25 protein-coding genes are annotated in these 22,621 nt (G+C 61.5%); 17 read left to right on the forward strand and 8 right to left on the reverse strand.

Translation table 11 applies throughout. The features are described from left to right. The coding region (locus OUZ52_RS08255) for a multicopper oxidase domain-containing protein (RefSeq protein ID WP_266157911.1) at positions 1-745 on the forward strand (745 nt) is incomplete at its 5' end. Between the two features lie 38 nt (positions 746-783). Here the strand turns inward: OUZ52_RS08255 and OUZ52_RS08260 are convergent. Together OUZ52_RS08260 and OUZ52_RS08265 are read right to left on the reverse strand one after the other, a co-directional pair. Next, entirely contained in the window at positions 784-2,532 is a 1,749-nt protein-coding gene (locus tag OUZ52_RS08260) for a M14 family metallopeptidase (protein ID WP_266157912.1), read from the reverse strand. 44 nt (positions 2,533-2,576) lie between these two features. Continuing rightward, the gene (locus OUZ52_RS08265) at positions 2,577-3,272 is read right to left on the reverse strand and encodes a DUF502 domain-containing protein (protein WP_266157913.1); all 696 of its coding nucleotides are present in this window, start codon (positions 3,270-3,272) and stop codon (positions 2,577-2,579) included. Between the two features lie 146 nt (positions 3,273-3,418). On the opposite strand from OUZ52_RS08265, the gene OUZ52_RS08270 reads away from it, so the two are divergent. After that, complete coding sequence (locus tag OUZ52_RS08270; protein WP_266157914.1) at positions 3,419-3,757, forward strand: hypothetical protein; 339 nt, start codon at positions 3,419-3,421, stop codon at positions 3,755-3,757. Between the two features lie 138 nt (positions 3,758-3,895). Here OUZ52_RS08270 and OUZ52_RS08275 read toward each other — a convergent pair whose 3' ends face one another. After that, complete coding sequence (locus tag OUZ52_RS08275) at positions 3,896-4,723, reverse strand: thioesterase II family protein (RefSeq protein ID WP_266157915.1); 828 nt, start codon at positions 4,721-4,723, stop codon at positions 3,896-3,898. 737 nt (positions 4,724-5,460) lie between these two features. On the opposite strand from OUZ52_RS08275, the gene OUZ52_RS08280 reads away from it, so the two are divergent. Continuing rightward, positions 5,461-5,898, forward strand: coding sequence for an RcnB family protein (locus tag OUZ52_RS08280; RefSeq protein WP_266157916.1), 438 nt, complete (start codon positions 5,461-5,463; stop codon positions 5,896-5,898). Between the two features lie 156 nt (positions 5,899-6,054). Here OUZ52_RS08280 and OUZ52_RS08285 read toward each other — a convergent pair whose 3' ends face one another. Next, a complete protein-coding gene (locus OUZ52_RS08285; protein WP_266157917.1) occupies positions 6,055-6,579 on the reverse strand; it encodes a DUF2938 domain-containing protein in 525 nt (174 codons plus the stop codon). Next, a complete protein-coding gene (locus OUZ52_RS08290; protein ID WP_266157918.1) occupies positions 6,572-7,447 on the reverse strand; it encodes a class I SAM-dependent methyltransferase in 876 nt (291 codons plus the stop codon). Before OUZ52_RS08290 ends, OUZ52_RS08285 begins: the two co-directional genes overlap by 8 nt. A 72-nt stretch (positions 7,448-7,519) precedes the next feature. Here OUZ52_RS08290 and OUZ52_RS08295 point away from each other — a divergent pair, with 72 nt between their 5' ends. Then, positions 7,520-7,957 (forward strand): helix-turn-helix domain-containing protein, encoded by a 438-nt coding sequence (locus OUZ52_RS08295; protein ID WP_343214942.1) that lies wholly within the window; start codon positions 7,520-7,522, stop codon positions 7,955-7,957. 106 nt (positions 7,958-8,063) lie between these two features. Beyond that, on the forward strand, positions 8,064-8,336 hold the full coding sequence (locus tag OUZ52_RS08300; protein ID WP_266157919.1) for a hypothetical protein: 273 nt from the start codon (positions 8,064-8,066) through the stop codon (positions 8,334-8,336). 73 nt (positions 8,337-8,409) lie between these two features. Here OUZ52_RS08300 and OUZ52_RS08305 read toward each other — a convergent pair whose 3' ends face one another. Next, a complete protein-coding gene (locus OUZ52_RS08305) occupies positions 8,410-9,351 on the reverse strand; it encodes a 2-hydroxyacid dehydrogenase (protein ID WP_266157920.1) in 942 nt (313 codons plus the stop codon). Positions 9,352-9,666: 315 nt separating this feature from the next. Between OUZ52_RS08305 and OUZ52_RS08310 the strand changes: the two genes are divergently transcribed. The 3 genes from OUZ52_RS08310 (at position 9,667) to OUZ52_RS08320 (ending at position 11,417) form a co-directional block, all read left to right on the forward strand. After that, positions 9,667-10,197, forward strand: a complete 531-nt coding sequence (locus OUZ52_RS08310; protein ID WP_266157921.1) for an RNA polymerase sigma factor — start codon at positions 9,667-9,669, stop codon at positions 10,195-10,197. A 3-nt stretch (positions 10,198-10,200) separates the two neighbouring features. Then, the gene (locus OUZ52_RS08315) at positions 10,201-10,860 is read left to right on the forward strand and encodes a hypothetical protein (RefSeq protein WP_266157922.1); all 660 of its coding nucleotides are present in this window, start codon (positions 10,201-10,203) and stop codon (positions 10,858-10,860) included. Between the two features lie 95 nt (positions 10,861-10,955). Continuing rightward, complete coding sequence (locus tag OUZ52_RS08320) at positions 10,956-11,417, forward strand: DUF4442 domain-containing protein (protein WP_266157923.1); 462 nt, start codon at positions 10,956-10,958, stop codon at positions 11,415-11,417. A gap of 238 nt (positions 11,418-11,655) precedes the next feature. On the opposite strand, the gene trxA is transcribed toward OUZ52_RS08320, so the two are convergent. Beyond that, positions 11,656-12,522: a thioredoxin gene (gene trxA / locus OUZ52_RS08325; protein WP_266157924.1), complete on the reverse strand. Its 867-nt coding sequence runs from the start codon at positions 12,520-12,522 to the stop codon at positions 11,656-11,658. A gap of 230 nt (positions 12,523-12,752) precedes the next feature. Here trxA and OUZ52_RS08330 point away from each other — a divergent pair, with 230 nt between their 5' ends. From OUZ52_RS08330 to OUZ52_RS08370, 9 genes are all read left to right on the forward strand, one after another. Further along, on the forward strand, positions 12,753-13,358 hold the full coding sequence (locus tag OUZ52_RS08330; RefSeq protein WP_266157925.1) for a paraquat-inducible protein A: 606 nt from the start codon (positions 12,753-12,755) through the stop codon (positions 13,356-13,358). Beyond that, entirely contained in the window at positions 13,355-13,981 is a 627-nt protein-coding gene (locus OUZ52_RS08335) for a paraquat-inducible protein A (protein ID WP_266157926.1), read from the forward strand. Before OUZ52_RS08330 ends, OUZ52_RS08335 begins: the two co-directional genes overlap by 4 nt. Next, entirely contained in the window at positions 13,974-15,650 is a 1,677-nt protein-coding gene (locus tag OUZ52_RS08340) for a PqiB family protein (protein WP_266157927.1), read from the forward strand. Before OUZ52_RS08335 ends, OUZ52_RS08340 begins: the two co-directional genes overlap by 8 nt. After that, the gene (locus OUZ52_RS08345; protein WP_266157928.1) at positions 15,647-16,276 is read left to right on the forward strand and encodes a PqiC family protein; all 630 of its coding nucleotides are present in this window, start codon (positions 15,647-15,649) and stop codon (positions 16,274-16,276) included. The genes OUZ52_RS08340 and OUZ52_RS08345 overlap by 4 nt, the downstream gene beginning before the upstream one ends. A 165-nt stretch (positions 16,277-16,441) precedes the next feature. Next, the gene (gene leuS, locus OUZ52_RS08350; protein ID WP_266157953.1) at positions 16,442-19,093 is read left to right on the forward strand and encodes a leucine--tRNA ligase; all 2,652 of its coding nucleotides are present in this window, start codon (positions 16,442-16,444) and stop codon (positions 19,091-19,093) included. 5 nt (positions 19,094-19,098) lie between these two features. Beyond that, the gene (locus OUZ52_RS08355; protein ID WP_323135326.1) at positions 19,099-19,653 is read left to right on the forward strand and encodes an LPS-assembly lipoprotein LptE; all 555 of its coding nucleotides are present in this window, start codon (positions 19,099-19,101) and stop codon (positions 19,651-19,653) included. 3 nt (positions 19,654-19,656) lie between these two features. Further along, positions 19,657-20,667, forward strand: coding sequence for a DNA polymerase III subunit delta (gene holA, locus OUZ52_RS08360; protein ID WP_266157930.1), 1,011 nt, complete (start codon positions 19,657-19,659; stop codon positions 20,665-20,667). A gap of 78 nt (positions 20,668-20,745) precedes the next feature. After that, positions 20,746-21,378, forward strand: coding sequence for a nicotinate-nucleotide adenylyltransferase (gene nadD / locus OUZ52_RS08365; protein WP_266157931.1), 633 nt, complete (start codon positions 20,746-20,748; stop codon positions 21,376-21,378). Positions 21,379-21,440: 62 nt separating this feature from the next. Further along, entirely contained in the window at positions 21,441-21,983 is a 543-nt protein-coding gene (locus OUZ52_RS08370; protein WP_266157932.1) for a DUF4946 domain-containing protein, read from the forward strand. 12 nt (positions 21,984-21,995) lie between these two features. On the opposite strand, the gene msrB is transcribed toward OUZ52_RS08370, so the two are convergent. Further along, positions 21,996-22,607 (reverse strand): peptide-methionine (R)-S-oxide reductase MsrB, encoded by a 612-nt coding sequence (msrB, locus tag OUZ52_RS08375; RefSeq protein ID WP_266157933.1) that lies wholly within the window; start codon positions 22,605-22,607, stop codon positions 21,996-21,998. Between the last annotated feature and the right edge of the window lie 14 nt (positions 22,608-22,621).

The raw sequence follows: 22,621 nt of genomic DNA on the forward strand, positions 1-22,621 counted from the left end.
TCGTGTGCTGAATGCGGCGAATGGCCGGTTCTTTCATTTAAGCCTGCGCGGACATCGCCCGTTTCAGTACATCGGCAGCGACCAGGGGCTGCTGGCGGCGCCGGTGACGCAAACCTCGTTGTTGCTTGCCCCGGGCGAGCGTGCTGATCTGGTGATCGATTTCGCCGAGCTCGCCGGGCAGTCGATCGAACTGATGAACGATGCCTTGCCGGTGCTGCAGTTTCGCGCAGGCGGCGGTAAGGTCAACGACAAGAGTCAGCTGCCCGCGGTGCTGCGCGAGCTGCCGCGCATGCCCGAGTCGGCCGCCAGCCTGACCCGCGTGCTAACCCTGGACGAATACGCCGATTGTGTGTCTGAGCCGATGCTGATGCTGCTCGACGGCAAGCGCTGGCACGAGCCGGTGACCGAAAAACCACGCCTGGGCAGCACGGAAATCTGGAGCTTGGTAAATCTCACCGAAGACAGCCATCCGATTCACCTGCACTTGGTGCGATTCCAGATTCTTGATCGGCGCCCCTTTGACGGCAACGTATGGCGCGATTCGAAAACCCTGCGCTATACCGGCCCGACGCAAATACCGCCCGCGCATGAGCGCGGCTGGAAAGACATCGTGCAAGCCTATCCCGGCATGGTGACCCGCATCATCGCCACCTTCGATGGCTATGTCGGCAAATACGCCTGGCACTGCCATCTGCTGGAGCATGAGGCGAATGAAATGATGCGGCCTTTTGAGGTGGTGGCCTAGCCGCTCCCTCTGCTGGCAGAGGGAGCGGACGTACAGGCTTAGTGCGCTGCCTTGCTCAATGCGGCGGCTTGCGCGGCATCCAGGCGCAACACCGGGTAGGCGCCAACCTCTTGCACGCTGTACCAGGGGGAACGCTGGAAGAAAAAGCTCAGGCGCGCGGAGCTGTCTTTGGCGAAGGCGGGATCGTCGTGCAGTTTCTTGTCGAACTCGGCTTTGAGCGCTGGGTTTTTGGCGATCATCTCGCGCGCTAGTTTTTCCACCACGCGCGGCTCGCCGTATTCCTTCGGCTCGAAGATGGCATTGAGGAAACCCCAGCGCAGCAGGGAGTCGGGCGCTTGGGGTTCGAGCAGGTTGATGGCGACGTTGGCGCTGCGCTGGTTGAGCGGAACGATCACTGAGCCGGTGGGCAAGGTGACTTCGCGGGTTACCGTGCTCTGCGCGAAGTCACGCAGCATCAGGTGACCCTCGAAGGGCTGGCTGGACCATTTGGGCTGATCCAGTTGATAGGCCTCGGCCTTGATCTTCTGCGGCTGGGTCAGGCGGGTGTAGCTCACGCCATGCGCGTCGAGCTTGTCGATGATGGCCGTCCATTGCGCCGGGATGACATACGCCGCCGGCGCGGTGATCGACAGGTCCGGCAGCAGGCTGTTCCAGTTTTCGATGGCATAGCTTTTGGGCTTGCTCGGGTCGTACTGGATCCAGACGCTGTCGGAGATATCGCTATGCGTCTGGCTGAATTCGAAACTCTTGAACTCGAATGGCGTCGGCGTGGGATCGAGCTTGTAGCTGAGCGCGACTTGCGCTTTGGCATCGCTGGCGCGCGCCACCACGTGCTGGTCGGCCTGACGGGTCGCGGCGAGCAGGGCTTGCGGATCGCGGCCGATTTTTTCCAGCAGGATCTCGACCAGATCGTAAGTGGCGCGGACACGGTTGTCGTAGGGCTTGAGCATATGCGTTTCGATCAGCAATGCCGGACGGTTTTGCAGCGCGACGTAGCCAGTGGAGAAGCGCGGACCCGAGCCGAAGTTGGCCAGGCCCTTGCGTGGGTCGCGGCCGTCTTTGAAATCCAGATAAATGGACTCGAGGTGACCGCGTTTTTCGTACGCCGGCATGGCCTCGTCGACGATGATGTGACGTTGCCATGCGGCGACAGCGGGGTCGAGCTTGTGCGGGTCTTCGGTATACCAGGTGAGGTCGTATTGGTAATCGGCGCCGTTGGTGGTGTGCACGTCGACGAAGAAATCCGGCAACCAGCGCTGCCACAGTTTCAGCCAGTCGCGAATTTCCGGTGCATCGGCTTTGACATAGTCGCGGTTGAGATTGAGGTATTGCGCCTGGCCACGAAAGCCCATGCTCTCGGGGCCATCCTGGTTGATGCGGTGGTACGGGCTGGAGTTCTCATGGCCGTCCACACTGAACACCGGGATATACACCAGCACGACATGATCGAGCAGTTGCGGCAGCTTGCCGGTGACGGCGAAGTCGCGCAGCAGCATCAGCCCGGCGTCTTTGCCTTCGATCTCGCCGGGGTGAATGCCTGCCTGCAGCAGCACGATGGGTTTGCCTGCCTTGCGCGCCGCCTCCGGGGTAAACGTGCCGTCGCCGCTGGCGACGATCACCGTCATCGGTCGCCCCTGCGGGCTGGTGCCGAATGACTCCAGCTTGAGTTTGCCGGGCGCCGCGGCGACCAGTCGCTGCAAATATTCCAGCGTGCTGGCGTAGTCGGGCGTGGTGCGAAAGTGCGCGGCTTCGGCGGGGGTGGTCCAGTCAGTGGCGTGTGTAGTCATCGAGACAGATCCCAACAAGGTGAGTAAAGCGAGGTGGCGCAGTTTCACGCGTGGTCCTCTGGTTGTTCGTCGGCGGCGGAAGATGATTGGCGAGGCAGGGCCGGGGCAGAGGGCAGCGTATCCGGGGCCACCGCACCGCCTGAAATGATGAAGGCCATGGCTTGGTCCATGGTCCAGTCGGTGGGTGTCAGTTCGTTCACGGGCACGATTTCCAGATAGCCGCCGGTAGGGTTGGGGGTGGTCGGGATATATACCGCCGCCATTTCCTGGCCGCTGCCTTCCTCCACCATGACGCGGGTGACAAAGCCGACGACCTTCATGCCACGGCGTGGAAAATCCACGAGCACCACACGCTGCATGCCGGAGGGCTTTTGCTGCAATACCGCCATCAGTTTCTTGGTGCCGCCATAAATGGTTTGCACCACCGGAATGCGTGCCAGCACGCCATCGAAAGCATGCAACAAGCGCTGGCCGATCACCCGGTTAGTCAGCCAGCCAATCGAATACAGCGCGGCCAGCGTGATCAGCAGCGCCACGATCGAGGTAAGCCAGCCATTGTTGAGCGCAGTGGCCGCCCGGGGGGCGACCAGCGACAGTGCGCTGGTCAGTGCCGACACCAGCGGGGCGCCGATGCCTGCAAGCATGCCCAGCACAAACTTGAACACCAGCCAGGTCACCCATAAAGGAATAAAGGTGAGCAAGCCGGTGATGAGATAGCGTTTAATGCGCAGTGGTGGCATGAGCTGAACCGAGGGGCAGGGGACAGGGGATTGTAGGCGATTGATTTCGCCCGTAGCCGCTTACGGGCTGGTGCGGATTTGTTTGCTGATGCCCCCGATGCGCGAACGTGCCGGGTAACTGCCGATGGTGGATTAAAGGGACGGCGATGTTGTTGAGTTGGCTGAGTGGCCGCGCGCGGCTTTACCCGTTCGAGGTTCGCATCATCGAAGCGGTGGGGGCTGGTTTGCGCCGCGATAGCCAATACCGGCTGCAACGCCAGGCCGAGGCCATCAACTACATACAGCGGCTGGCCGATGGCAGGGAAGTGAATTTGTACCGCATGCGGCGTGGCCGGGCTGTGTTCGACGATGACCTGCGATTTCCCGCGGCTGCCGATGAGGCCTTGTTGGCGACGGCCGCCTTGAGTGAGCCGGCTGGGCGGGTGTCATTCGGGGTGGAGGTGTGGCTGGCCAAGGGGCGCTTGTTTTCGTTGGAGTTCAGCTAATCGCCGACGCGGCTTTTTGCGAACACAAGCCCACGGTCGCTGCCGTTGCAGGTCAGCGAGCTGAAGATCTGGCTCGATCTGTAGCGATGGGCTGGGAGGCATCCGTCTTGCGAGCGAATGCCTCGGCCGAGATGCGCTTCAGCCGTGGCGGGCAAGCCGTTGGTGCATGTTGGCGTTGACCAGGTCGGCTTTGATGCGGTCGGTCAGGTGTCGAATGACCTTGGCTTCCTGCGGCTGCAAAAAGAAGTGGCCGCCCTCGAATACCGTGCTGTCAAAGCCTGCCTGAGTCAGCAGGGACCAGTCAGACAGCGCTTCGGTAGGCACGACCGGGTCATGGCTGCCACCAAGTGCGGAAATCGGCACCGTGCGTAAGCTGTGTTGAGCGACGTACTGTCCATTCAATTCAAAATCGGCGCGCAGCAGGCGAAACACCATCTCCATCAGGTCGGCGTCTTCAAAGACCATGTCGGGGGTGCCGCCGAGGTCGCGCAAGTAGGCGGTGAGTTCGGCGTCGTTCTTGCGATGCAGGGCGTTGCTGTATGCGGCCAGCGGCGGGCGCCTGCCGCTGGTGAACAAACGGGTTACGGTTACGCCGCGTTGCTCCAGCGCCTGCGCCGTGGCAAACGCGAGCGCGGCGCCCATGCTGTGTCCAAACAGGGCGATGGGGCGATCCAGCAACGGTGCGATCGCTGGCAACAGCGCATTGAGCATGGCGCTGACCGAGGTAAAGGGCGTTTCGTAAGCGCGATTGCCGCGGCCCGGCAACTGTATGGGGCAGACCTCGATGAAATCGGGCAACAGCTCGTTCCAGCCGCGATAAGCCAGGGCGGCCCCACCGGCATGCGGAAAACACAGCAGGCGTATGGCGGCCTGTGGGCGTGGTTTGCGGAAAGGGGTCCAGGTCGCGGATGAGTCGCGTGCCTTGGATGTTGCAGCAGCGTGACTGAGCAGGGCAGAGTCGTTCATTGGCACAAACCTTGAGCTTCGCAAATGATTTGTCGACCACTGGCGCCAGGCGTGTAGCAAGCTTCTCGATGGCCGCCCAGATGGCGACTGCTTTGGCGACAGTCGCCGTTTCATCGGGCTCACAAAGCACATCGCGCAGATTGAATCCAGCGCGTATCCAGGATCGACGTATCTGCCAAGTAGTACAGGGGGTGTCGCGAAGGTTTTGTGAAAGCGATGGCTTGCCAGACACGAAAAAACTCACACGCGCCTGGCTGGTGCCGGACGCGTGTGAGTGGTGTCGTCATTCAGCCCTTTACGGACTTAAGTAGGGATTCCAGCCGGCGATAACTCAGGGGAAGCCTCGTCTGCCGTTGGCGTTGATTCGCCAACACGAACCAATCCATTGGCGCGCGGAAAGCTGCAACGTGCAGAGGTCGAGCATTACGGCGAAGTACGATGCATTGGGGTATCGCCAGCATCGCCGCGGACCACACGTTTGACAGAGAAAATTTTGCGGGTTGGGGCCTCGAAACAGCATCAGACGATTCCTAAAAATTCGTCGATGCCATCGGCTGATAGGCATGTCATGGGAGGGCCTGCAGTCAGGCAGTATTTGATTCGCTGAATGCATGGCCACGTTTTCTTAGCAAACGCTTTTCAGGATGCTGCTATTCAGCCTGGCGGTTTCAACCTTGCCTACGGGGGATGGATGCACTTCTCTCCTCGTGCTTGCATTCAAATTAAGGAGAACCGGCGTGAAACGTTTCCTGATCGCTGTAGCGTCACTATCGATGTTTGCTCTTTCAACAGCGGCACTCGCTGCGCCACCGCAGGACCAGGATCACGGCCGCGGCTGGGTCGATGACGGTCATGGGCATGGGCGCGACGACGATCGCCGCGACGATCGCCATGATCAGCGCGATCATGATGACCGCGACCGTGACGATCGTGGCCGCCATGACGATCGCGACCGTCACGACAATGGCTGGCATGCTGGCTGGGACCGTCGCTATGGCCGCGGTGACCATCTGCCTGAGCGTTACCGTGGCCGTGACTACTACGTGGACGACTACCCGCGTTATCACCTGCATGAGCCGCGCCCGGGCTATCGATGGATTCGCGGCGACGGCGGTCAGTTCGTGTTGATCGCCATTACCACCGGAGTCATTGTGGAAGTGCTTTCCGGCAACTGAAGACGACGCTTTTGCTAGTTCACACAGACCCTCGCGCAAGCGGGGGTTTGTGCATTTGAGCTATGGGATTTGCTTGGCCGTCGGTCAGTCAATCGAAAACTTTGATTTTTGCTGTTGCTGGCGCCCGACCTGGCGGGCGCCGTTTTGACCGGCTTGTCAGTGACAAAAAGGCCACCATCCAAACAGGCCCAGCCAATGGCTGGCCAAGCCGCTTGCGTAGAGGCCAAGACCGAATACCGCATGTGTGACAAGGCTGTGGAAGCGCGCGACGTTAGGGCGGGGCGTGCGGCTGGCGGCGATGCCGGCGCCCATGCCTGGTTGCATGAGCAGGAAGGGCGCCGCCACACTACCTATCCCGACGATTAGCGCGGGAACCATGCTGGGGTGACAGGCCCCATCGAGCCCCCAGATGGCGAGCAGCACACCGGCGAATGCGATGCCGGTCAGATAGTGCGCCACCCAGCCGATCAGGCGCTCACCGTGCATGGGTGGCGATGCGCTAATCGGCCGGTGGCGAAAAACTCCTTTCGGCATATAAGCGAACCAGCGGCCGACCATGCGGTAGTCCAGTGCGGGAATGCCCCAGCAGCGTTGCCGGGCCATCGCCCAGAGGTCGACGATGGCCGTCGCGCCGGCTCCGATGAGACAGGCATACACTGCATAGCCGATTGCCTCAGGCATGGGGTGTCGCCGGCGTTGTCGACGATGGGGCATGGGCAACCACCATCCAGCATGCCGCGTTAAAGCGGACTTCCACTCCGTGCACATAGGGATCAAAGGCTGCGCGGACCGTTTCGATGATGCGGCTGCGGGTTGGGTCGTTCACCTGATGCAGAGCCCGGCCAAGGGGGCCGATCCCGGTCAGGTAACGAATCAACTCGCGCTCGGGAAACGCGCAGGCGACATCGACCGGCTGGATATCGATGCCGATCCAGCCGCTTTCCTCCAGCATGCGCTGCAGCCGCCGTTGATCGGCCAAAGCGAGCGGTCCAGGGGCATTCGGCACGCGTGCGGGAAGGTTCGGCAGATACGCTGCGGCCGCGCGCTCGGCCGTGGTCATGAACGGATTGTCTTCAGCGCAACGCCAGGCAACGAAACGGAGCTCGGCATGGGCTCGTGCGGCACGGCGCAAGTTCGCAAATGCCTGCACCGAGTCATCGAAGAACATCACGCCGAAGCGCGACATGATCATGTCGAAACTCGCTGGCTCGAAGGCGTGTGCTTGCGCATCGGCGCAGATGAAGTTGGCGGCTATGCCTTCGTCTTCCGCGCGGACCCGGGCGGCGGCCAGCATCGGCTCGGATATATCGATGCCGGTGCAACGCCCCTGGGCGCCGAGCAGCCGTGCGACAGCGAGCGTGGTGCTGCCGGTGCCGCAGCCGACGTCAAGCACTTGGCTCGCCGATCGGGCGGCGACCGCTTCGACCAGCAAATCTTCAAACGGTTTAAGTATCTGATCAAGCGTGGCTTGCTGCTCGACCCAGGCCTGCCCGGCGATACCGTTCCAAAGCGTGGCCTGCTCGTCAGAGCGCGAAGGGGGTAGGGTCATGTCATGTTCCTTCTTGCTTTCAGTAAGCGGAATCCGCACTGTGCCAACTCAAGTCGACTTGAGGTCAAGAGGGTGAGATACCTGGATATTGCCGAGGTCGTACAGCGCGCCGACGTTCCGGCCTCGACCTTGCGTTTCTATGAGACGAAGGGCTTGATCGCTTCGGTTGGCCGGCACGGCCTGCGTCGCTTGTTCGACCCCAGTGTGCTCGAACGGCTGGCGCTGATCGCGCTGGGGCGCGCCGCCGGCTTTTCGCTGGATGAGGTCGCACACATGCTGGCGCCGGACGGAAAGCTGCGCATTGATCGGCAGATGCTGGTCAGCAAGGCCGATGAGCTGGACAAGACGATCCGCAAACTAAGCATCATGCGCGATGGGCTGCGGCATGCGGCGGTGTGTCCCGCACCCAGTCATATGGAGTGCCCGACGTTTCGTCGCATCCTGCAAGTCGCCGCGTCCGGAGCGATGGCTACGAGGGGCAAGCGAGCGCCGCAACCACCGGCACATTAGCTGCAGCCGTACTTCTGTATGTAGGCTAGATTCAGGCATGCATCGGGTTGTGCGCGAGCCTTGGTAAGGTTTCATCTCATCGTCAACGGCAGCCAGGGGGTGTGCATTGTTTTTTATGCTGTGGGTTGTCGTTGCCTGGGCGACGCTGTTTATCTCCATGCCCAAATGGCTTTCTATCGTTCTTAACTGCGTTTTTATTGGCGCCGGATTGGTGTTGGTGATTTTTGGGTGGGCTGGAGTTACCTGGAACAGCCACATGCAACCAGGGGCGACTGCGGCCAAGTGGGGGCTGGTTGCAGGGGTTTTGCTGCTGCTCTCTCGTGCCAAATATGTGATCTGGCTGGTCATGAAGATTTTTACTGCGACTCCGGAACCGTAATGTGAGGATGGTTGCCCTGCGATGCCGCCTGGTTTGAAACGGGCGGGGTGGAGGTCGTCACACCCCTTCTGTCTCAATAGCCGCGCTCGATATCGACGATGCCGCTGATGATCTCGCCACGCATGAGTGCGCGAATCTTTCGCACGATCTGCTGCACGCTTTCGTTGCGTAAGGTGTCGGCCGAACAATGCGGTGTGATGGCGATGCCTGGGTGGCTCCAGAACGGATGCTGGACTGGTAGCGGCTCTTGCTGAAAGACGTCGAGCGTTGCTGCGCTCAGCTGTCCATTCGCCAGGGCGTTCAATAAATCGTTTTCGACCAGGTGCGCGCCGCGTGCGACGTTGATCAGATAGGCGCCGGGGGCGAGCTTTGCAAAGGTATGCGCGTTGAGTATGCCATCGGTATCGGGCGTGCTCGGTAAAAGGTTTACCAGCACCTTTACCCCATGCAGAAAGGTGTCGAACTGACTATCGCCGGCATAGCAGTCCACCCCGTCGATGTATTTGGGGCTACGACTGAAGCCACGTATGGGCATGCCGAAGCTAGCCAGCACCTTGGCCACGTGAGCGCCCAAGACACCCAGGCCCAGCACGCCAACCGTGAACGTGGCGCGCGGATGCGGTTCAAGCACATGCCATTGGTGTTCTGCCTGCAAGCGGGCGTATTCATCGAAGCGGCGCATGTACCGCAGGACAGCATGGCTGACGTACTCGGCCATCTGCGCTGCCATGCCGGTGTCTTCGAGCCGTACCAGCAAGGCATGTTTCGGCAGGGTGCCTGGATGTTCGCGTTCGAGCCCGAGCATGGCATCGACGCCCGCGCCCAGGTTGAATACCGCACGCATATCGTCGCGGCCGAGAAAGAACGCTTGCGGCGGACGCCAGGCCACGGCGAAATCCGCCGGCGCCGTGTCGCCGGGTTGCCAGTGGCGTACCTCTGCCTCGGGTAACGCCTGCGAGAAATCATCCAGGCTGGCGGCGAAGCGCGGGTGTTGTGTGTATAGCAGGAGTTTCATGCGCGACACGCATCGCGATGGGGCCTGCCATGGTTTGGATCAACGCTGACCGAATCGGGTTTGACTCGCGGGCGAGCCAGGCCGCTTTGCACAGATATCAACACGCACATCCTTGGGGGAAAACTTCGCAATATTATGATCAGAGATGACATTGCCGTGGCGATGACTAGACCGCGCGGCTGGCACGGGCCTAGCGGGTGATCTTTCTTATGCCCGGTCATCAAGGCGTGACGCTAAAAGCGCGCTATGCGGGCCCGCTGTGATTTTTTTCGCCGGGCAGCGAATCATGGGGTAATAGCGGGGATGCGAGCCACCATGGCGATGACTGAGTTACAGCGAGGCTTTGAAGTGCTGCTGCGTGAGCACCAGAAGATCGTGTTCAAGGTGGCCGCTATCTATGCGCGTCAGGCGGAAGACCGGCATGACCTGGCGCAAGAGATCTGCGCCCAGTTATGGCGCTCGTTCAGCAGCTACGACGAGCGGCGGGGCCGCTTTTCCACCTGGATGTATCGCATTGCGCTTAATGTGGGCATTTCGCATGCACGGCGTGAGCGTGGGCAGGGCGAGCGGTTTGAGCCTTTGGACGAATATCTGCTCGATACCTTGGGCGGCGGCACGCCGATAGCCGAAGCGGACGAGCGGTTGCCGCAGCTGCATGCTTTTATTGCGCAGCTCGACGCGCTGCATCGCGCCTTGATCCTGCTTTATCTTGAAGACCGCAGTTACGCCGAGATCGCCGAAATCCTCGGTATCAGCGAAACCAATGTGGCCACCAAGATCAATCGCATCAAGCAACGCCTGCGCGTTCAGATGCGCGCGGACGAAACGTTTACGACGGGAGCATGAGCCATGGAACTCGATGACTTTAAACAAGCCTGGCAAGCGCTGGATCGCCGGCTTGAGCAGCAGCATACGTTGAACGCTTTGCTGTATCGGGAAACGCGATTAGACAAGGCGCGTCGTAGTTTGCGGCCGCTGGTCTGGGGGCAGCGCCTGCAAATCGTCGCCGGTGTTTGTGTGATGTTGTTATTCGCGCCGTTCTGGCTGGCGCATCTGGATAAGCTGCATCTGATGTTGTCGGGGCTGGCGCTGCATGTGTATGGGCTGATGTTTGTGTTGTCTGCGGCGCGCAATCTGTACCTGGTCACGCGCATTGATTACGCAGAGCAGGTGCTGGATATCCAGCGGCAATTGAGCACCTTGCAGGCATGGCGGGAGCGGGTCGAGTGGCCGGTGTTTGCGATCATCGGCTGCTTTATCTGGGTGCCGCTGATACTGGTGATATTTGCCTGGATGGGGGCCGATGTATGGGCCAACGCGCCGATCGTGGTGTGGAGCTGGATCGCTAGCGCCTTTGGCTGTTTGCTGATGCTCTGGGGCATCGTGCATTGGATGCGCCGCAGCGGGCGTGAGCGTGCACTTCAGCGCAGCAAATCGGGCAAGTCGGTTTATCGCGCGGAAAGTGAGCTTGACGAGTTGGCGCGCTTCGAGCGTGAGGGGCTGGCTTAGGGCGAATGGGTTGGCTGGACCAGGCTTATCGGTTTACATACGCATGCGTACGGTGCTGTTAGACTACGCGCTCGCCCGTAACCGATGTTGTGCCGATGAGTCCTACTTTATTTCGCCGGTTGATGAACCTGTGGCCGCCTTTTTTCTTCAACAGCATCAAGATCACCCACATCTCCGATGATTGGAGTGCGGTCACGGTACGGCTGAAGTTACGGCCATGGAACCGCAATTACGTCAAGACGCAGTTCGGCGGAAATATGTTCGCCATGACCGACCCATTCTGGATGCTGTTGGTGATGCATCAGCTCGGTCGCGATTACTACGTGTGGGACAAGGCCGGGGCGATCGAATTCGTGGCGCCGGGGCGTGAGGATGTCTACGCCCATTTCGTGCTCGATGAAGCGACCGTTGCAAGCCTACGCCAGCAAGCTGCCTCGGGCGAAAAGGTGCTGCGCTGGTTCGATGTGGATGTGACGACGGCGCAAGGCGAGGTGGTGGCCAAAGTGCGCAAGCAGGTTTACATCCGTTTGAAAAACAACCTGCGCGAAGGCAAATAGTTTCGCTTCTTGCTGGATGACAAGGCGGTGGAGTCGGCGGTGCCCCACTGGCCTGCCGAGCACCTGTCTATTCTTGTACGGAAGCTGGTTCTGGTTCGCGGCGAAGACATGCTGCTCGAAACCGCGCTATGCCTGGGTAAGTGTCAGTTACGACGAGTGCAGCCAATGACCATCCCGCGCGGGTCGCCGCCGCGGGATGGTTTACCTTGCGTTGGCGCTGTTGCCGGCAAGAGGGCGATCAGAACAGTAGCGAAGCCATGCGGCGGCGGTAGCGTCCCACCAGCTCAGCATCGTCAAGTGTGCTGAAGGCCGCCAGCAGGCGTTTTTTGCCTTGGCCGTCATTCCAGTCGCGAGCGTGCTGGAGAATCGCCAGGAATTGATCCAGTCCGGCGGCGGCATCGTCTTCCAGCAGCAGGCGCACGCCGAGCAGGTCGCGGGCCTGCCAGTCGTTGCCATCGGTTTGTACCCGCTGATGCAATTCGCTTAACGAAGGGGCTCCGTGCACTGCGCGGGCGAGCTCGAGCTGGTTGCGCAGGCGCACGGCGCGGGCATCGGTGGCCAGGTTGACAGGCAACGCGGCCAGCCCGGCCTCGGCTGTATCGACGTGCCCGGCGCGCATCTGCGCCAGGGCCAGGTCGAGTTTCAATTCATGGCGCTCTGGCTCGGCGGCGATGGCTTGTTGCAGACGTTCGACGGCTTGCTCAGGGCTTTCGGGCGCCTCTTCGATCACTTCGTCGACCGGCGCGCCTTCAAGCGGTTGCAGGTGGCGCGACAAAAATTCGCGCAGCTTGCCTTCGGGCAGCGCCCCGGCAAAGCCATCGAGCACCTGGCCGTCTTTCACCAGCATCACGGTGGGAATACTGCGGATGCCGAACATGCCGGCCAGCTGCTGGTGCTGGTCGACATCGACCTTGCCCAGGCGAAAGGCGCCGTTGTACTCGGCGGTAAGCTTTTCCAGCATCGGGCCCAGGGTTTTGCATGGCTCGCACCAGCTGGCCCAGAAATCGATCAGTACCGGCGTATTCAGTGAGGCTTGCAGTACCTCGGTTTCGAAGTTGTCCTCAGCCACGTCGAATACATGGGGATTGGCAATCGTGGCACTCACGGCAAAACTCCTGAATTAGCGGGTCGCCCAAGAATCAGGGCACTGCGCAGCATATCAAGGGTGGCCGCGGCGGCGGGAGCGCATGGCGGCAGGCGGGCGTTGAGCAGGTTCGCCGGTTGCCGCGATAACGGTGGTGGGCTGGCGTTTCGCCGGCTCTAAGCCGTCAGTCATACGCTGAAGCGCAGTCTCGCATTCACCGTTTGTCGCCGGGATTTGCGAGAATCGCCGTCATGACCGCTCCGCTGATGATCTGCGAACACTGCGACACCGTTTATCAACGGCGCGAGCTGGTGTGCGGCGAAGTGGCGCGCTGTGTCCGTTGCGATGCGGTGTTGGAGCGATATCACCGTTTTAGCGTCAGCAGCATGCTGGCGTTGGTGCTGACGGCGCTGGTGGTGTTCGTGCAAGCCAATGTCTGGCCGATCGTGACGCTGGGCTTGAACGGGCAACTGGTCAGCACCCGGCTGTGGGGCACCATTGTGATGATGTGGAACGACCATTCGCAGGTCGTGGCGGTACTGGCGGCGGCGACGCTGTTTTTCTTTCCGCTGGGCAAAATGCTGTTGCTGGGCTGGGTGTTGTGGTTTGCGCGCAAGGGTCAACGGGCGCCGGGTTTTCGCTGGGCGATGCTGGCCTTGCATCACATCAAGCCATGGACGATGAGTGAGGTGTTCGTGCTCGGTGCGCTGGTCGCCATCGTCAAGGCGCATGTGTATTTCGATGTGATTCCCAATGCCGGCATCTTTGCCTATGCGGTGATGATGTTGCTGATTACCGTGTTTGCCGGCATCGACCTGCGCAAGCTGTGGGATATGACGGCGGAGCGTGCCGCGTGAGCAGCCGCTTGCCCCGTGCCAGCGAATTGGGCCTGATCGGTTGTCATGTGTGCGGCCTGGTTTGCCGCGATAACGATCTGGACGAGGCCGCCTGCCCGCGTTGCGGCTCGCCCCTGCATCGGCGCAAGCACGCCAGCTACATACGGACCTGGGCACTGCTGATCGCGGCCTTTCTTTTATACATTCCTGCCAATCTGCTGCCGATCATGCGTACGGTGAGCGTCGGCGACGTGGATGACAACACCATCCTCAGCGGCGTGATCGAGCTATGGGTAAAGGGCTCGCCGGATCTTGCGGTAATCGTCTTCACCGCCAGCATCGTGGTGCCGATGTTGAAGTTTTTTGCCATGACGACGCTGCTGGTGAGCGCCCATCGCCGTTCAGGTTGGGCGCAACGCCAGCGTGCCAAGCTGTATCGGTTGGTGGAGCTGATTGGCTATTGGTCCATGCTCGATGTGTTTGTGGTGGCCTTGCTCACGGCACTGGTGCAATTTGGTTTGCTGAGCCTGGTCGAGCCGTTGCCCGGCGTGGTTTTTTTTGGCCTCACGGTGGTGCTCACCATGCTGGCTTCGATGAGTTTTGACCCGCGATTGATTTGGGATAGTAGGGATACCCATGACTGACGAACACAAGCCCCAAGCCGGTGACGACCTGCCGCAGCCGGTCATCCGCCATCGCCGGGTCAGTGTGTCGCTGATCTGGCTGGTGCCGATCCTGGCGGCCATCGTGGGCTTGTCGCTGGTCATTCACTCGTGGCGGCAGGCGGGGCCGGTCATCACCATCAGTTTTCAGAGCGCCGAGGGCCTGGACGCCGGCAAGACGGTGGTGAAGTTCAAGAACGTGGTCATCGGCCGGGTTACTTCGATCCGCCTGAGCAGAGACCGTGGCCATGTCGAGGCCAAGGTCGACCTGGACAATAGCGCCGAGGGCTTTGCCACCGCCGATACGCGGTTCTGGGTGGTGCGCCCGCGCATTGGCCTGGGCGGCGTGTCGGGTGTGGATACCTTGTTCTCGGGGGCCTTTATCGGTGCCGACGTGGGCGAATCGAAAGAGCCCAAGACCGAATTCACCGGGCTGGAATCGCCCCCGGCGATCACCCATGGCGCGCCCGGCAAGCGCTTTACCTTGCATGCCGATGACCTCGGTTCGTTGGATATCGGCTCGCCGGTGTATTACCGGCGCATCCAGGTCGGCCGGGTGGTGGCTTATCAGCTGGATAAAGACGGCAAGGGCGTATCGCTGCAAATCTTTGTCGACGGGCCGAACGATCAGTTTGTTACCGAATCCACCCGTTTCTGGAATTCCAGCGGCGTCGATGTGTCGCTGGGCGCTGACGGGCTGAAGTTCAATATGCAGTCGCTGGCCACCGTGCTGGCCGGCGGCGTGGCCTTCCAGGAGCCGCTGGGGCCGCATGAAACCACCCCCGCGGTGGCCGATGCGGAATACCGCTTGTTTAGCGAGCAGGTCAGCGCGATGGCGCCGCCGGATGGCGAGCCGCGCTATATCCGTATGCGTTTCGATCATTCGCTGCGCGGTCTTGCCGTGGGTGCGCCGGTGGAGTTCCAGGGCATCAACTTTGGCCGCGTGGTGTCGATCAATCTCGATTATGACGAGAAGGCGCAGCGCTTCCCGTTGATTGTCGGTGCGGTGATTTATCCGCAGCGCCTTGGCCGCGCCTTCCAGAAACTCAGCGCCCTGGCCTTGGCCAAGGGTGACGACGCGCAGCTGTCGCAGATGATGGGGACGTTGATCCAGCATGGTCTGCGTGCGCAGGCGCGTACCGGCAACCTGCTGACCGGGCAGCTGTATATCGCGCTGGATTTCATACCGAACGCGCCCAAGGTCAATTACGACCCGACCGTGCGGCCGTTTGAAATGCCGACGGCGCCGGGCAGCTTCGACAAGCTGCAAGAACAGATGGCGCAAATCGTCGACAAGATCCAGAAGATTCCCTTCGACAGTATCGGCAAGCATCTCGACGAGACGCTGGGTGAGCTGGGCGGCACGCTCAAGCAGGTCAACAGCCAAGTGCTGCCCGAGTTCAAGAACACCTTGCAGGGGGCGCAGCAGACCATGGGCAATGCGAACAATGCGCTGTCGGCAGACTCGCCCTTGCAGCAGAATCTCGGCAGCACCTTGCAAGAGCTGCAACGCACGGCGCGCTCCTTGCGGGTACTGACCGATTACCTGGGCGGACAGCCCGATGCGCTGATTCGCGGCAGACAAACCGACCCCGCGCCGGCCAAGTTCGCGGCACCAGCCAAGTCACCGCAGCAAGAGAGCAAGCCATGATCCGTATCGCCTATCGTCCCTTGTTGCTCGCTGCGGCGTTGGTGCTGTCGGGCTGCTCTTCGGCGCCGCTGCATTACTACACGCTGGTGCCTGCGGCGAGTGAGTTCGTACCGACCGCGACCCATGCTGCGATCAACGTGCCACCGGCCCCGTTCCAGTTCGAGCTGCTGCCGGTGACCGTGCCGGCGCAAGTCGATCAGCCGCAACTGGTGGTGCGTCAAGGCGGGCAGGGTGTGGCCGTACTCAATGGCGAGCGCTGGATCGCACCGCTGGGTGACGAGGTGCGCAGCGCGCTTTCCGCCGAGCTGGCTCGCGAGCTGCATACCCAGGATGTCAGCGGCCTGCCGGCGAGCGGCAAGCCGGTGTTGCGGATCAAGCTGGATCTGCGCCGCTTCGATTCCGAGCCGGGCCGCTACGCCTTGATCGATGCGGCCTGGAGTATGCGCTCGCTCAAGGGCGGCGCCACGCTGGCCTGTACCAACCGGATCAGCGAGACCGTGGACGCCGGCTACGATGCCCTGGTCCAGGGTCATCAGCGTGCGATTGCCCGGCTGGCGGCACAAATCGCTAGCGCTGCGGGGCCGTTGGCGGCGGGGCAGACGCCAGCCTGCCCGGCTGACAGCTGACGCACTGATCTTGCGGCCGGTCGCCGCGCCATGCGGCTTGGCTGGTGCGTGTTTTTGCAACGCCGGGCTTGGCGCTAGGCCGACGCTCGGCTAGTCTGCTGTGTTCCCCGCGGCCGCCGGCAAATGCCAGCGCAAGGCCGCCAAAGCTCAATCGGCGCTGGAATGATGCAGGATATTCAAGACCAAGTAACGAACCAGGATGCGGTCGGCGGTTACGACCCGCAGGCCGTGGAAGCGGCTGCCCAGCAATATTGGACCGCCAAGCATGCGTATGAGGTCAAGGAAGACACTTCCAAGCCCAAGTTCTATTGCCTCTCGATGCTGCCATACCCCTCCGGTGCGCTGCACATGGGGCATGTGCGCAACTACACCATTGGCGACGTGATCAGCCGCTATCAGCGGATGAATGGCAAAAACGTGCTGCAGCCGATGGGCTGGGATGCGTTCGGCCTGCCGGCGGAAAACGCCGCGATCAAGAACAACACCGCACCGGCTGCCTGGACCTACCAGAACATCGAGCATATGCGCGGCCAGTTCCAGCGCATGGGCTTCGCCTACGACTGGACCCGCGAATTCGCCACCTGCCGCCCGGACTACTACCGCTGGGAACAGTTGATGTTCACCCGGCTGATGAAAAAGGGCATGGCCTACCGCAAAAATGCGGTGGTCAACTGGGATCCGGTGGACAACACCGTGCTGGCCAACGAGCAAGTCATCGATGGCCGCGGCTGGCGTTCCGGCGCCCTGGTGGAAAAACGCGAGATTCCGCAGTGGTTTCTGAAGATCACCGATTACGCGCAAGAGCTGCTTGATGGTCTGGACACGCTGCCCGGCTGGCCCGATGCGGTGAAAACCATGCAACGCAACTGGATCGGCCGTTCCGAAGGCCTGGAAATCCAGTTCGCGGTCGAGGGTGAGGCTGAGCCGTTGACCGTCTTCACCACGCGCCCCGACACCTTGATGGGGGTGACTTTTGTTTCTATCGCCGGCGAGCATCCGCTGGCGATCAAGGCCGCCCAGGGCAATGCGGCGCTGGCGGATTTCCTGGCCGAACTCAAACACGGTGGTATTTCCGAAGCCGAGCTGGAGACGCAAGAAAAGCGCGGCATGGATACCGGCCTGCGCGCCATCCATCCGGTCAGCGGCGATCGCGTGCCGGTGTATGTCGCGAACTTTGTCTTGATGGGATACGGCACCGGTGCGGTGATGGCGGTGCCCGGGCACGATCAGCGCGATTTCGAGTTCGCGCACAAATACAAGCTGCCGATCAAGCAAGTGATCGGCTTGGCTGCCGGCGCGTCGGACAAGCCGTTTGACGCCAGCGTCTGGCAGGACTGGTACGTCGATAAGAGCCGTGCCGATCTGCTGGTGGTCAATTCCGGTGCGCTGGACGGCAAGAACTATCGCGAGGCGTTCGATTTTCTCGCCAGCAAACTGGAAGGCGAGGGCAAAGGTCAGCGCCGCGTCAATTGGCGTTTGCGCGACTGGGGGGTTAGCCGCCAGCGCTATTGGGGTTGCCCGATTCCGGTGATTTATTGCCCGACCTGCCAGGCCGTGCCGGTGCCGGAAGATCAGCTGCCGGTGGTGCTGCCGGAGGATGTGGCGTTTTCGGGGATTCTGTCGCCGATCAAGGCCGACCCCGAGTGGCGCAAGACCACCTGCCCGCAATGCGGCGGCCCGGCCGAGCGCGAAACCGACACCTTCGACACCTTTATGGAGTCGAGCTGGTACTACGCGCGCTACACCAGCCCAGGCGCCAACGAACAGGTCGACGAGCGCGCCAACTACTGGCTGCCGGTGGATCAATACATCGGCGGTATCGAGCACGCCATCCTGCATCTGCTGTATTTCCGCTTCTATCACAAGCTGATGCGTGACGCCGGGCTGGTCCACGCCGATGAGCCGGCGACCAATCTGCTGTGCCAGGGCATGGTGATCGCCGATACGTTTTATCGCGAGAACGCTGACGGCTCGAAAGACTGGTTCAATCCCGCGGCTGTCGACATGCAGCGCGACGAGCGTGGCCGGATCATCGGCGCCAAGCTGATTGCAGACGGTAAGCCGGTCAGCATCGGCGGCACCGAGAAGATGTCCAAGTCGAAGAACAACGGTGTCGATCCGCAAACCATGGTGAGCAAGTTCGGCGCCGATACGGTGCGCTTGTTCTCGATGTTCGCCGCGCCGCCGGACCAGTCGCTGGAATGGAGCGACGCGGGTGTCGAGGGCATGTCGCGCTTCCTGCGCCGTTTCTGGCGTGAGGTGACCACGCATGCCGCGGGGCCGGATCACGCCGTGGTCGATCCGGCCGCGCTGGATGCCGGCCAGAAAACCCTGCGCCGCCAGTTGCACGAGACCATTCAAAAGGTCAGTGACGATTTCGGTCGCCGTCACGCCTTCAATACGGCGATTGCCGCGTTGATGGAGCTGCTGAACGCCTTGCAGAAATTCAACGACGCCAGCGAGCAGGGCCGTGCGGTACGTCACGAGGCGCTGGAGGTGATGGTGCTGTTGCTCAATCCCGTGGTGCCGCATGTCAGCCATGCGTTGTGGCAGACGCTGGGCCGCCCCGAGAGCGTGCTGGAAGATCAGTCCTGGCCGCAGGTCGATGCCGCGGCGCTGGTTCGCGACTCGTTGACCCTGGCAGTTCAGGTCAATGGCAAATTGCGCGCTACCATTGAGGTCGCCGCCAACGCTTCGAAAGAAGAGGCCGAGGCGCTGGCCCGCGCACATCCGCATGTGGTCGCTTTTCTGGAAGGCCAAACCGTGCGCAAGGTTATCGTGGTGCCCGGCAAGATCGTCAACATCGTCGCAGGATGAGAGTTATGAATCGTCTGGTTCAGTTCAGTATGAAAGCTTCATGGCTGCTGATGTCGGCGCTTGCATTGACGGCGTGCGGCTTTCACCTGCGCCAGAGCGCGGCATTGCCACCGGCGATGCAGCGCGTGCATCTCGTCGTCAATGGCGGCGGCGATTTGCAGCGCGGTATGGCGCGTGCCCTGAACGCTTCCGGGGTAAACGTCGAGGAGAAAGGCGGCCCGGGTATCGCTGAAATGCGTATACCGGTTGCGACATTCAGCACCGAAACCCTTAGCGTCGGCAGTTACGCGCAGGTCACCGAATACGCCAGCCGCTACCACGTGCTGGTCAGCGTGAGCGATAGCAACGGCGAGGTGTTGCTGCCGGAGCAGAACATCAATATGTCGCGCGAGTTCAGCTACGACGCCACCAATCCGATCGGTAACGCATCGCAGATCGAGCAGATCCAGCGCAGCCTCAACGATGACATGGTGCAGTCGATCCTGTTCCGCTTGCAGGCGGCGGCCAAACCAAAAGCTACCCCGACGGTCGCTCCGGCGGCGGCGTCCAGCACCAACTAAACCATGCCGTTGAATCCCGTCCAATGGCAAAAGGCGCTGGCCGCTGACAGCCTGCGCCCGGTTTACCTGCTGGCCGGTGAGGAGTTGCTGGTGCTCGAGGCTGCCGATGCCCTGCGTGCGCAAGCGCGCAAGCTGGGTTATGCCGAGCGTGAAGTACTGGAAGTGGGTAGCCACTTCGATTGGAACGACCTGGCTCGCGCCGCTGCCGGCATGTCGTTGTTCGCCACCCGGCGCTTGCTCGATCTGCGCTTGCCGACCGGGCGTCCAGGCACCGAGGGCGCCAAGGCGATCAACGAGTTCTGTGCCAACCCGCCACCCGATGTAACCCTGCTCATCACCGCGATGGACTGGAGCAACAAACACGAGGGCGCGTGGACCAAGAACCTCGACGCAGCGGGTGCACTGGTGGTGTTCAATGCACCACGACCGAACGAGTGGGCGGGCTGGATCAGCGCTCGCTTATCCTCGCGCGGACTCTCCGCGACGGCGGATGCTGCCGCATTGTTGGCTGAGCGGGTGGAAGGCAACCTGCTCGCCGCCGCGCAGGAGATCGACAAATTGGTCGTGCTGCACGGTGAAGGAAAAATCAGCACCGCCGAAATGGAAAACCTGGTTGCCGACAGCGCCCGCTACGATGCCTTCAAACTCACCGATGCCGCCTTTGCCGGCGAAGGTGGCCGTGCCTTGCATATTCTTGCCGGGCTGCGTGCCGAAGGCGATGAGCTGATTGCCTTGATGGGTTGGCTGGTCAATCAATTGCAGTTGGCGTTGCGTTTGGCCAATGCCCGCGATTTCGCTGCGCAGGCGCGGGTCGAGCGCTTATGGCCGGCGCGCGAGCAATTATTTCGCAAGGCGCTGCGCCGCGCACCGCGTGAGCATTGGCTGCAATGCCTGGCTCGTGCCGCGCGTATCGACCGTATGGCCAAAGGCCGCGAACAAGGTGAGCCGTGGCTCGAAGCCGAGCGCTTGATCGCCACGATTGCCGAGCCGCGGGCAGCACAGGTATTGGGATGAGCGGTTGGCGCCGCGACGTGGCTGCCTGGGTGGGCCTGCTGCGCAAAGGAGCGCTAGCCAAGGCGAAGGAGTCATGACGTGCAACCCTTAGCCATTTTCGGCGGCACCTTCGATCCGGTCCATCTGGGCCACCTTAGCGTGGCCTGGGAAGCCTCGGAATTGCTTGATGCCGAAGTGCGTTTGATGCCCGCCAGCGTGCCTCCGCACCGCCCGCCGCCGAGTGCGAGCGCCGCGCAGCGAGTGGCGATGCTGCACGCCGCGCTACAAGGACAGTCGCGACTCACGCTGGATCTGCGCGAGCTGGAACGCAGTGGTCCTTCCTATACCATCGATACCTTGATCGAGCTGCGGGCGGAGCAGGGCGATCGTCCACTGGTATTGCTGATCGGTGCCGATGCTTTTGCCGGATTAAGCAGCTGGCATCGTTGGATCGAGCTTTTCGATATCGCGCATATCGGGGTACTGAATCGTCCGGGCATGTCGGTTGAGTTGCAGGTGGAACTGGCGATTCAAAAGGCGGTGCGGCATATCGACGATGCCGCGGTGTTGCGTGCGTTGCCTGCCGGAAAAATCATCGATCTTGCGGTGACGCCGCTGGAGATTTCCGCAACGCGTATTCGTGAGTTGCTCGCCGCCGGGCGCGATCCGCGCTACCTGCTGCCGAGTGGATTGTTTGACGATCCGGCGCTGCTGCAGCCTTATCGCGGTTGAATTCGCTGCAAGCTTTCTTACCAAGGGACGGGATCAAGATGCTACGTAAAAAGCGATGGCTCATGGCCTTGCTGTGTTGCTGGATCTATCCGCTGGCGACGCCGGCCGATGCGGCGGCGAAGTCGCCGACGCATATCGTTTGGCCGGATGGCTGGCGCGTCACCGCCACGCCGCTACCCGCTATTCTCAACAAGCCCGGCAAGCTCGGGGAAAGCTGGGAGGCGTTGAAAACCGATGCCGCCACCGGCGAAGGAGTCGCGGAGATATCGTTCGTTCGACTGGCTGTCATCACCGGCGATGATTCCGAGCTACACGCTAAATTTTTGAACGTGCAGCAATCCTATCGTCAAGGTTATCTGGCCAGGTCCCTGCAACTGGATTGCGATAACGGCAAGCCAGGCACCTTGGACACTTTGCCATCACTGGCCAGTACCTGTGACGTACACAATGGCGCCAAGCTAGTAGCGCGGCAGTTAATGGTCACAGCGATAGGAAACGGCTATGTCTACAACCTTTTGTATACGGCGCCGGCGAGTAGCTACGCGAATTATCTGCATGATTTCGAGTCAGTACGTGCCAGCATACGTATCGATGACAAGCCATGATTCGTGAGACGGTCACCCGGCGCGGGGGATAAACCGTAGCGCGACCGAGTTCATGCAGTAGCGCAGCCCGGTCGGTTTCGGGCCATCGTCGAACACATGGCCTAGATGGCTATCACAGCCCGCACAGCTCACGGCGATACGCTCCATGCCCAAGGTGCTGTCGCTGTGTTCGATCACATTGGCCTTGGCAATCGGCTGCCAGAAGCTCGGCCAGCCGGTGCCGGAATCGAACTTGGTCGATGCATCGAACAACGCGGTATCGCAACCGGGACAGCGGTATAAACCCTTGGCGTGCTGGTTCCGGTACTGGCCGCTGAAGGCGCGCTCGGTGCCTTCACGGCGCATCACGTAGAACGCGTCGTCGCTGAGCCGCTGCCGCCATTGCGTTTCGCTCAGTACCAGCTTGCGTACCCGGCAGGGGCCGAGATGGTGGCCGTCGTCATCGGCAAAGCATTCCAGCAGCACATCAGGTGCCGCCGCTGACACTGTCGGGGCTGCATCGGCATGCGCCAGCAGCTTGCGTGCCCAGCTGCCGCCGAGCACCACGGCGGCGCCGCCAAGTACGGCAGCGCGCAGGAAGTGGCGGCGACGGGCAATGAGTGCTTGTTGATCAGAACGTGACATGAGGATGCTCCACG

This window comes from Dyella silvatica, from assembly GCF_026283955.1.
In the GTDB taxonomy this organism is placed as follows: Bacteria; Pseudomonadota; Gammaproteobacteria; order Xanthomonadales; family Rhodanobacteraceae; genus Dyella_C; species Dyella_C silvatica.

Bases quoted from the DNA above. Each gene is read 5' to 3' on its own strand.
- OUZ52_RS08285 (WP_266157917.1), bottom strand. From the start codon at position 6,579: ATGCCTGAGGCAATCGGCTATGCAGTGTATGCCTGTCTCATCGGAGCC.
- OUZ52_RS08305 (WP_266157920.1), bottom strand. From the start codon at position 9,351: ATGAAACTCCTGCTATACACACAACACCCGCGCTTCGCCGCCAGCCTG.
- OUZ52_RS08340 (WP_266157927.1), top strand. From the start codon at position 13,974: ATGACTGACGAACACAAGCCCCAAGCCGGTGACGACCTGCCGCAGCCG.
- OUZ52_RS08320 (WP_266157923.1), top strand. From the start codon at position 10,956: ATGAGTCCTACTTTATTTCGCCGGTTGATGAACCTGTGGCCGCCTTTT.
- OUZ52_RS08275 (WP_266157915.1), bottom strand. From the start codon at position 4,723: ATGAACGACTCTGCCCTGCTCAGTCACGCTGCTGCAACATCCAAGGCA.
- OUZ52_RS08265 (WP_266157913.1), bottom strand. From the start codon at position 3,272: ATGCCACCACTGCGCATTAAACGCTATCTCATCACCGGCTTGCTCACC.
- OUZ52_RS08345 (WP_266157928.1), top strand. From the start codon at position 15,647: ATGATCCGTATCGCCTATCGTCCCTTGTTGCTCGCTGCGGCGTTGGTG.
- OUZ52_RS08260 (WP_266157912.1), bottom strand. From the start codon at position 2,532: ATGACTACACACGCCACTGACTGGACCACCCCCGCCGAAGCCGCGCAC.
- OUZ52_RS08355 (WP_323135326.1), top strand. From the start codon at position 19,099: ATGAATCGTCTGGTTCAGTTCAGTATGAAAGCTTCATGGCTGCTGATG.
- OUZ52_RS08330 (WP_266157925.1), top strand. From the start codon at position 12,753: ATGACCGCTCCGCTGATGATCTGCGAACACTGCGACACCGTTTATCAA.
- OUZ52_RS08370 (WP_266157932.1), top strand. From the start codon at position 21,441: ATGGCCTTGCTGTGTTGCTGGATCTATCCGCTGGCGACGCCGGCCGAT.
- OUZ52_RS08310 (WP_266157921.1), top strand. From the start codon at position 9,667: ATGGCGATGACTGAGTTACAGCGAGGCTTTGAAGTGCTGCTGCGTGAG.
- holA (WP_266157930.1), top strand. From the start codon at position 19,657: ATGCCGTTGAATCCCGTCCAATGGCAAAAGGCGCTGGCCGCTGACAGC.
- OUZ52_RS08270 (WP_266157914.1), top strand. From the start codon at position 3,419: ATGTTGTTGAGTTGGCTGAGTGGCCGCGCGCGGCTTTACCCGTTCGAG.
- leuS (WP_266157953.1), top strand. From the start codon at position 16,442: ATGCAGGATATTCAAGACCAAGTAACGAACCAGGATGCGGTCGGCGGT.
- OUZ52_RS08315 (WP_266157922.1), top strand. From the start codon at position 10,201: ATGGAACTCGATGACTTTAAACAAGCCTGGCAAGCGCTGGATCGCCGG.
- OUZ52_RS08290 (WP_266157918.1), bottom strand. From the start codon at position 7,447: ATGACCCTACCCCCTTCGCGCTCTGACGAGCAGGCCACGCTTTGGAAC.
- msrB (WP_266157933.1), bottom strand. From the start codon at position 22,607: ATGTCACGTTCTGATCAACAAGCACTCATTGCCCGTCGCCGCCACTTC.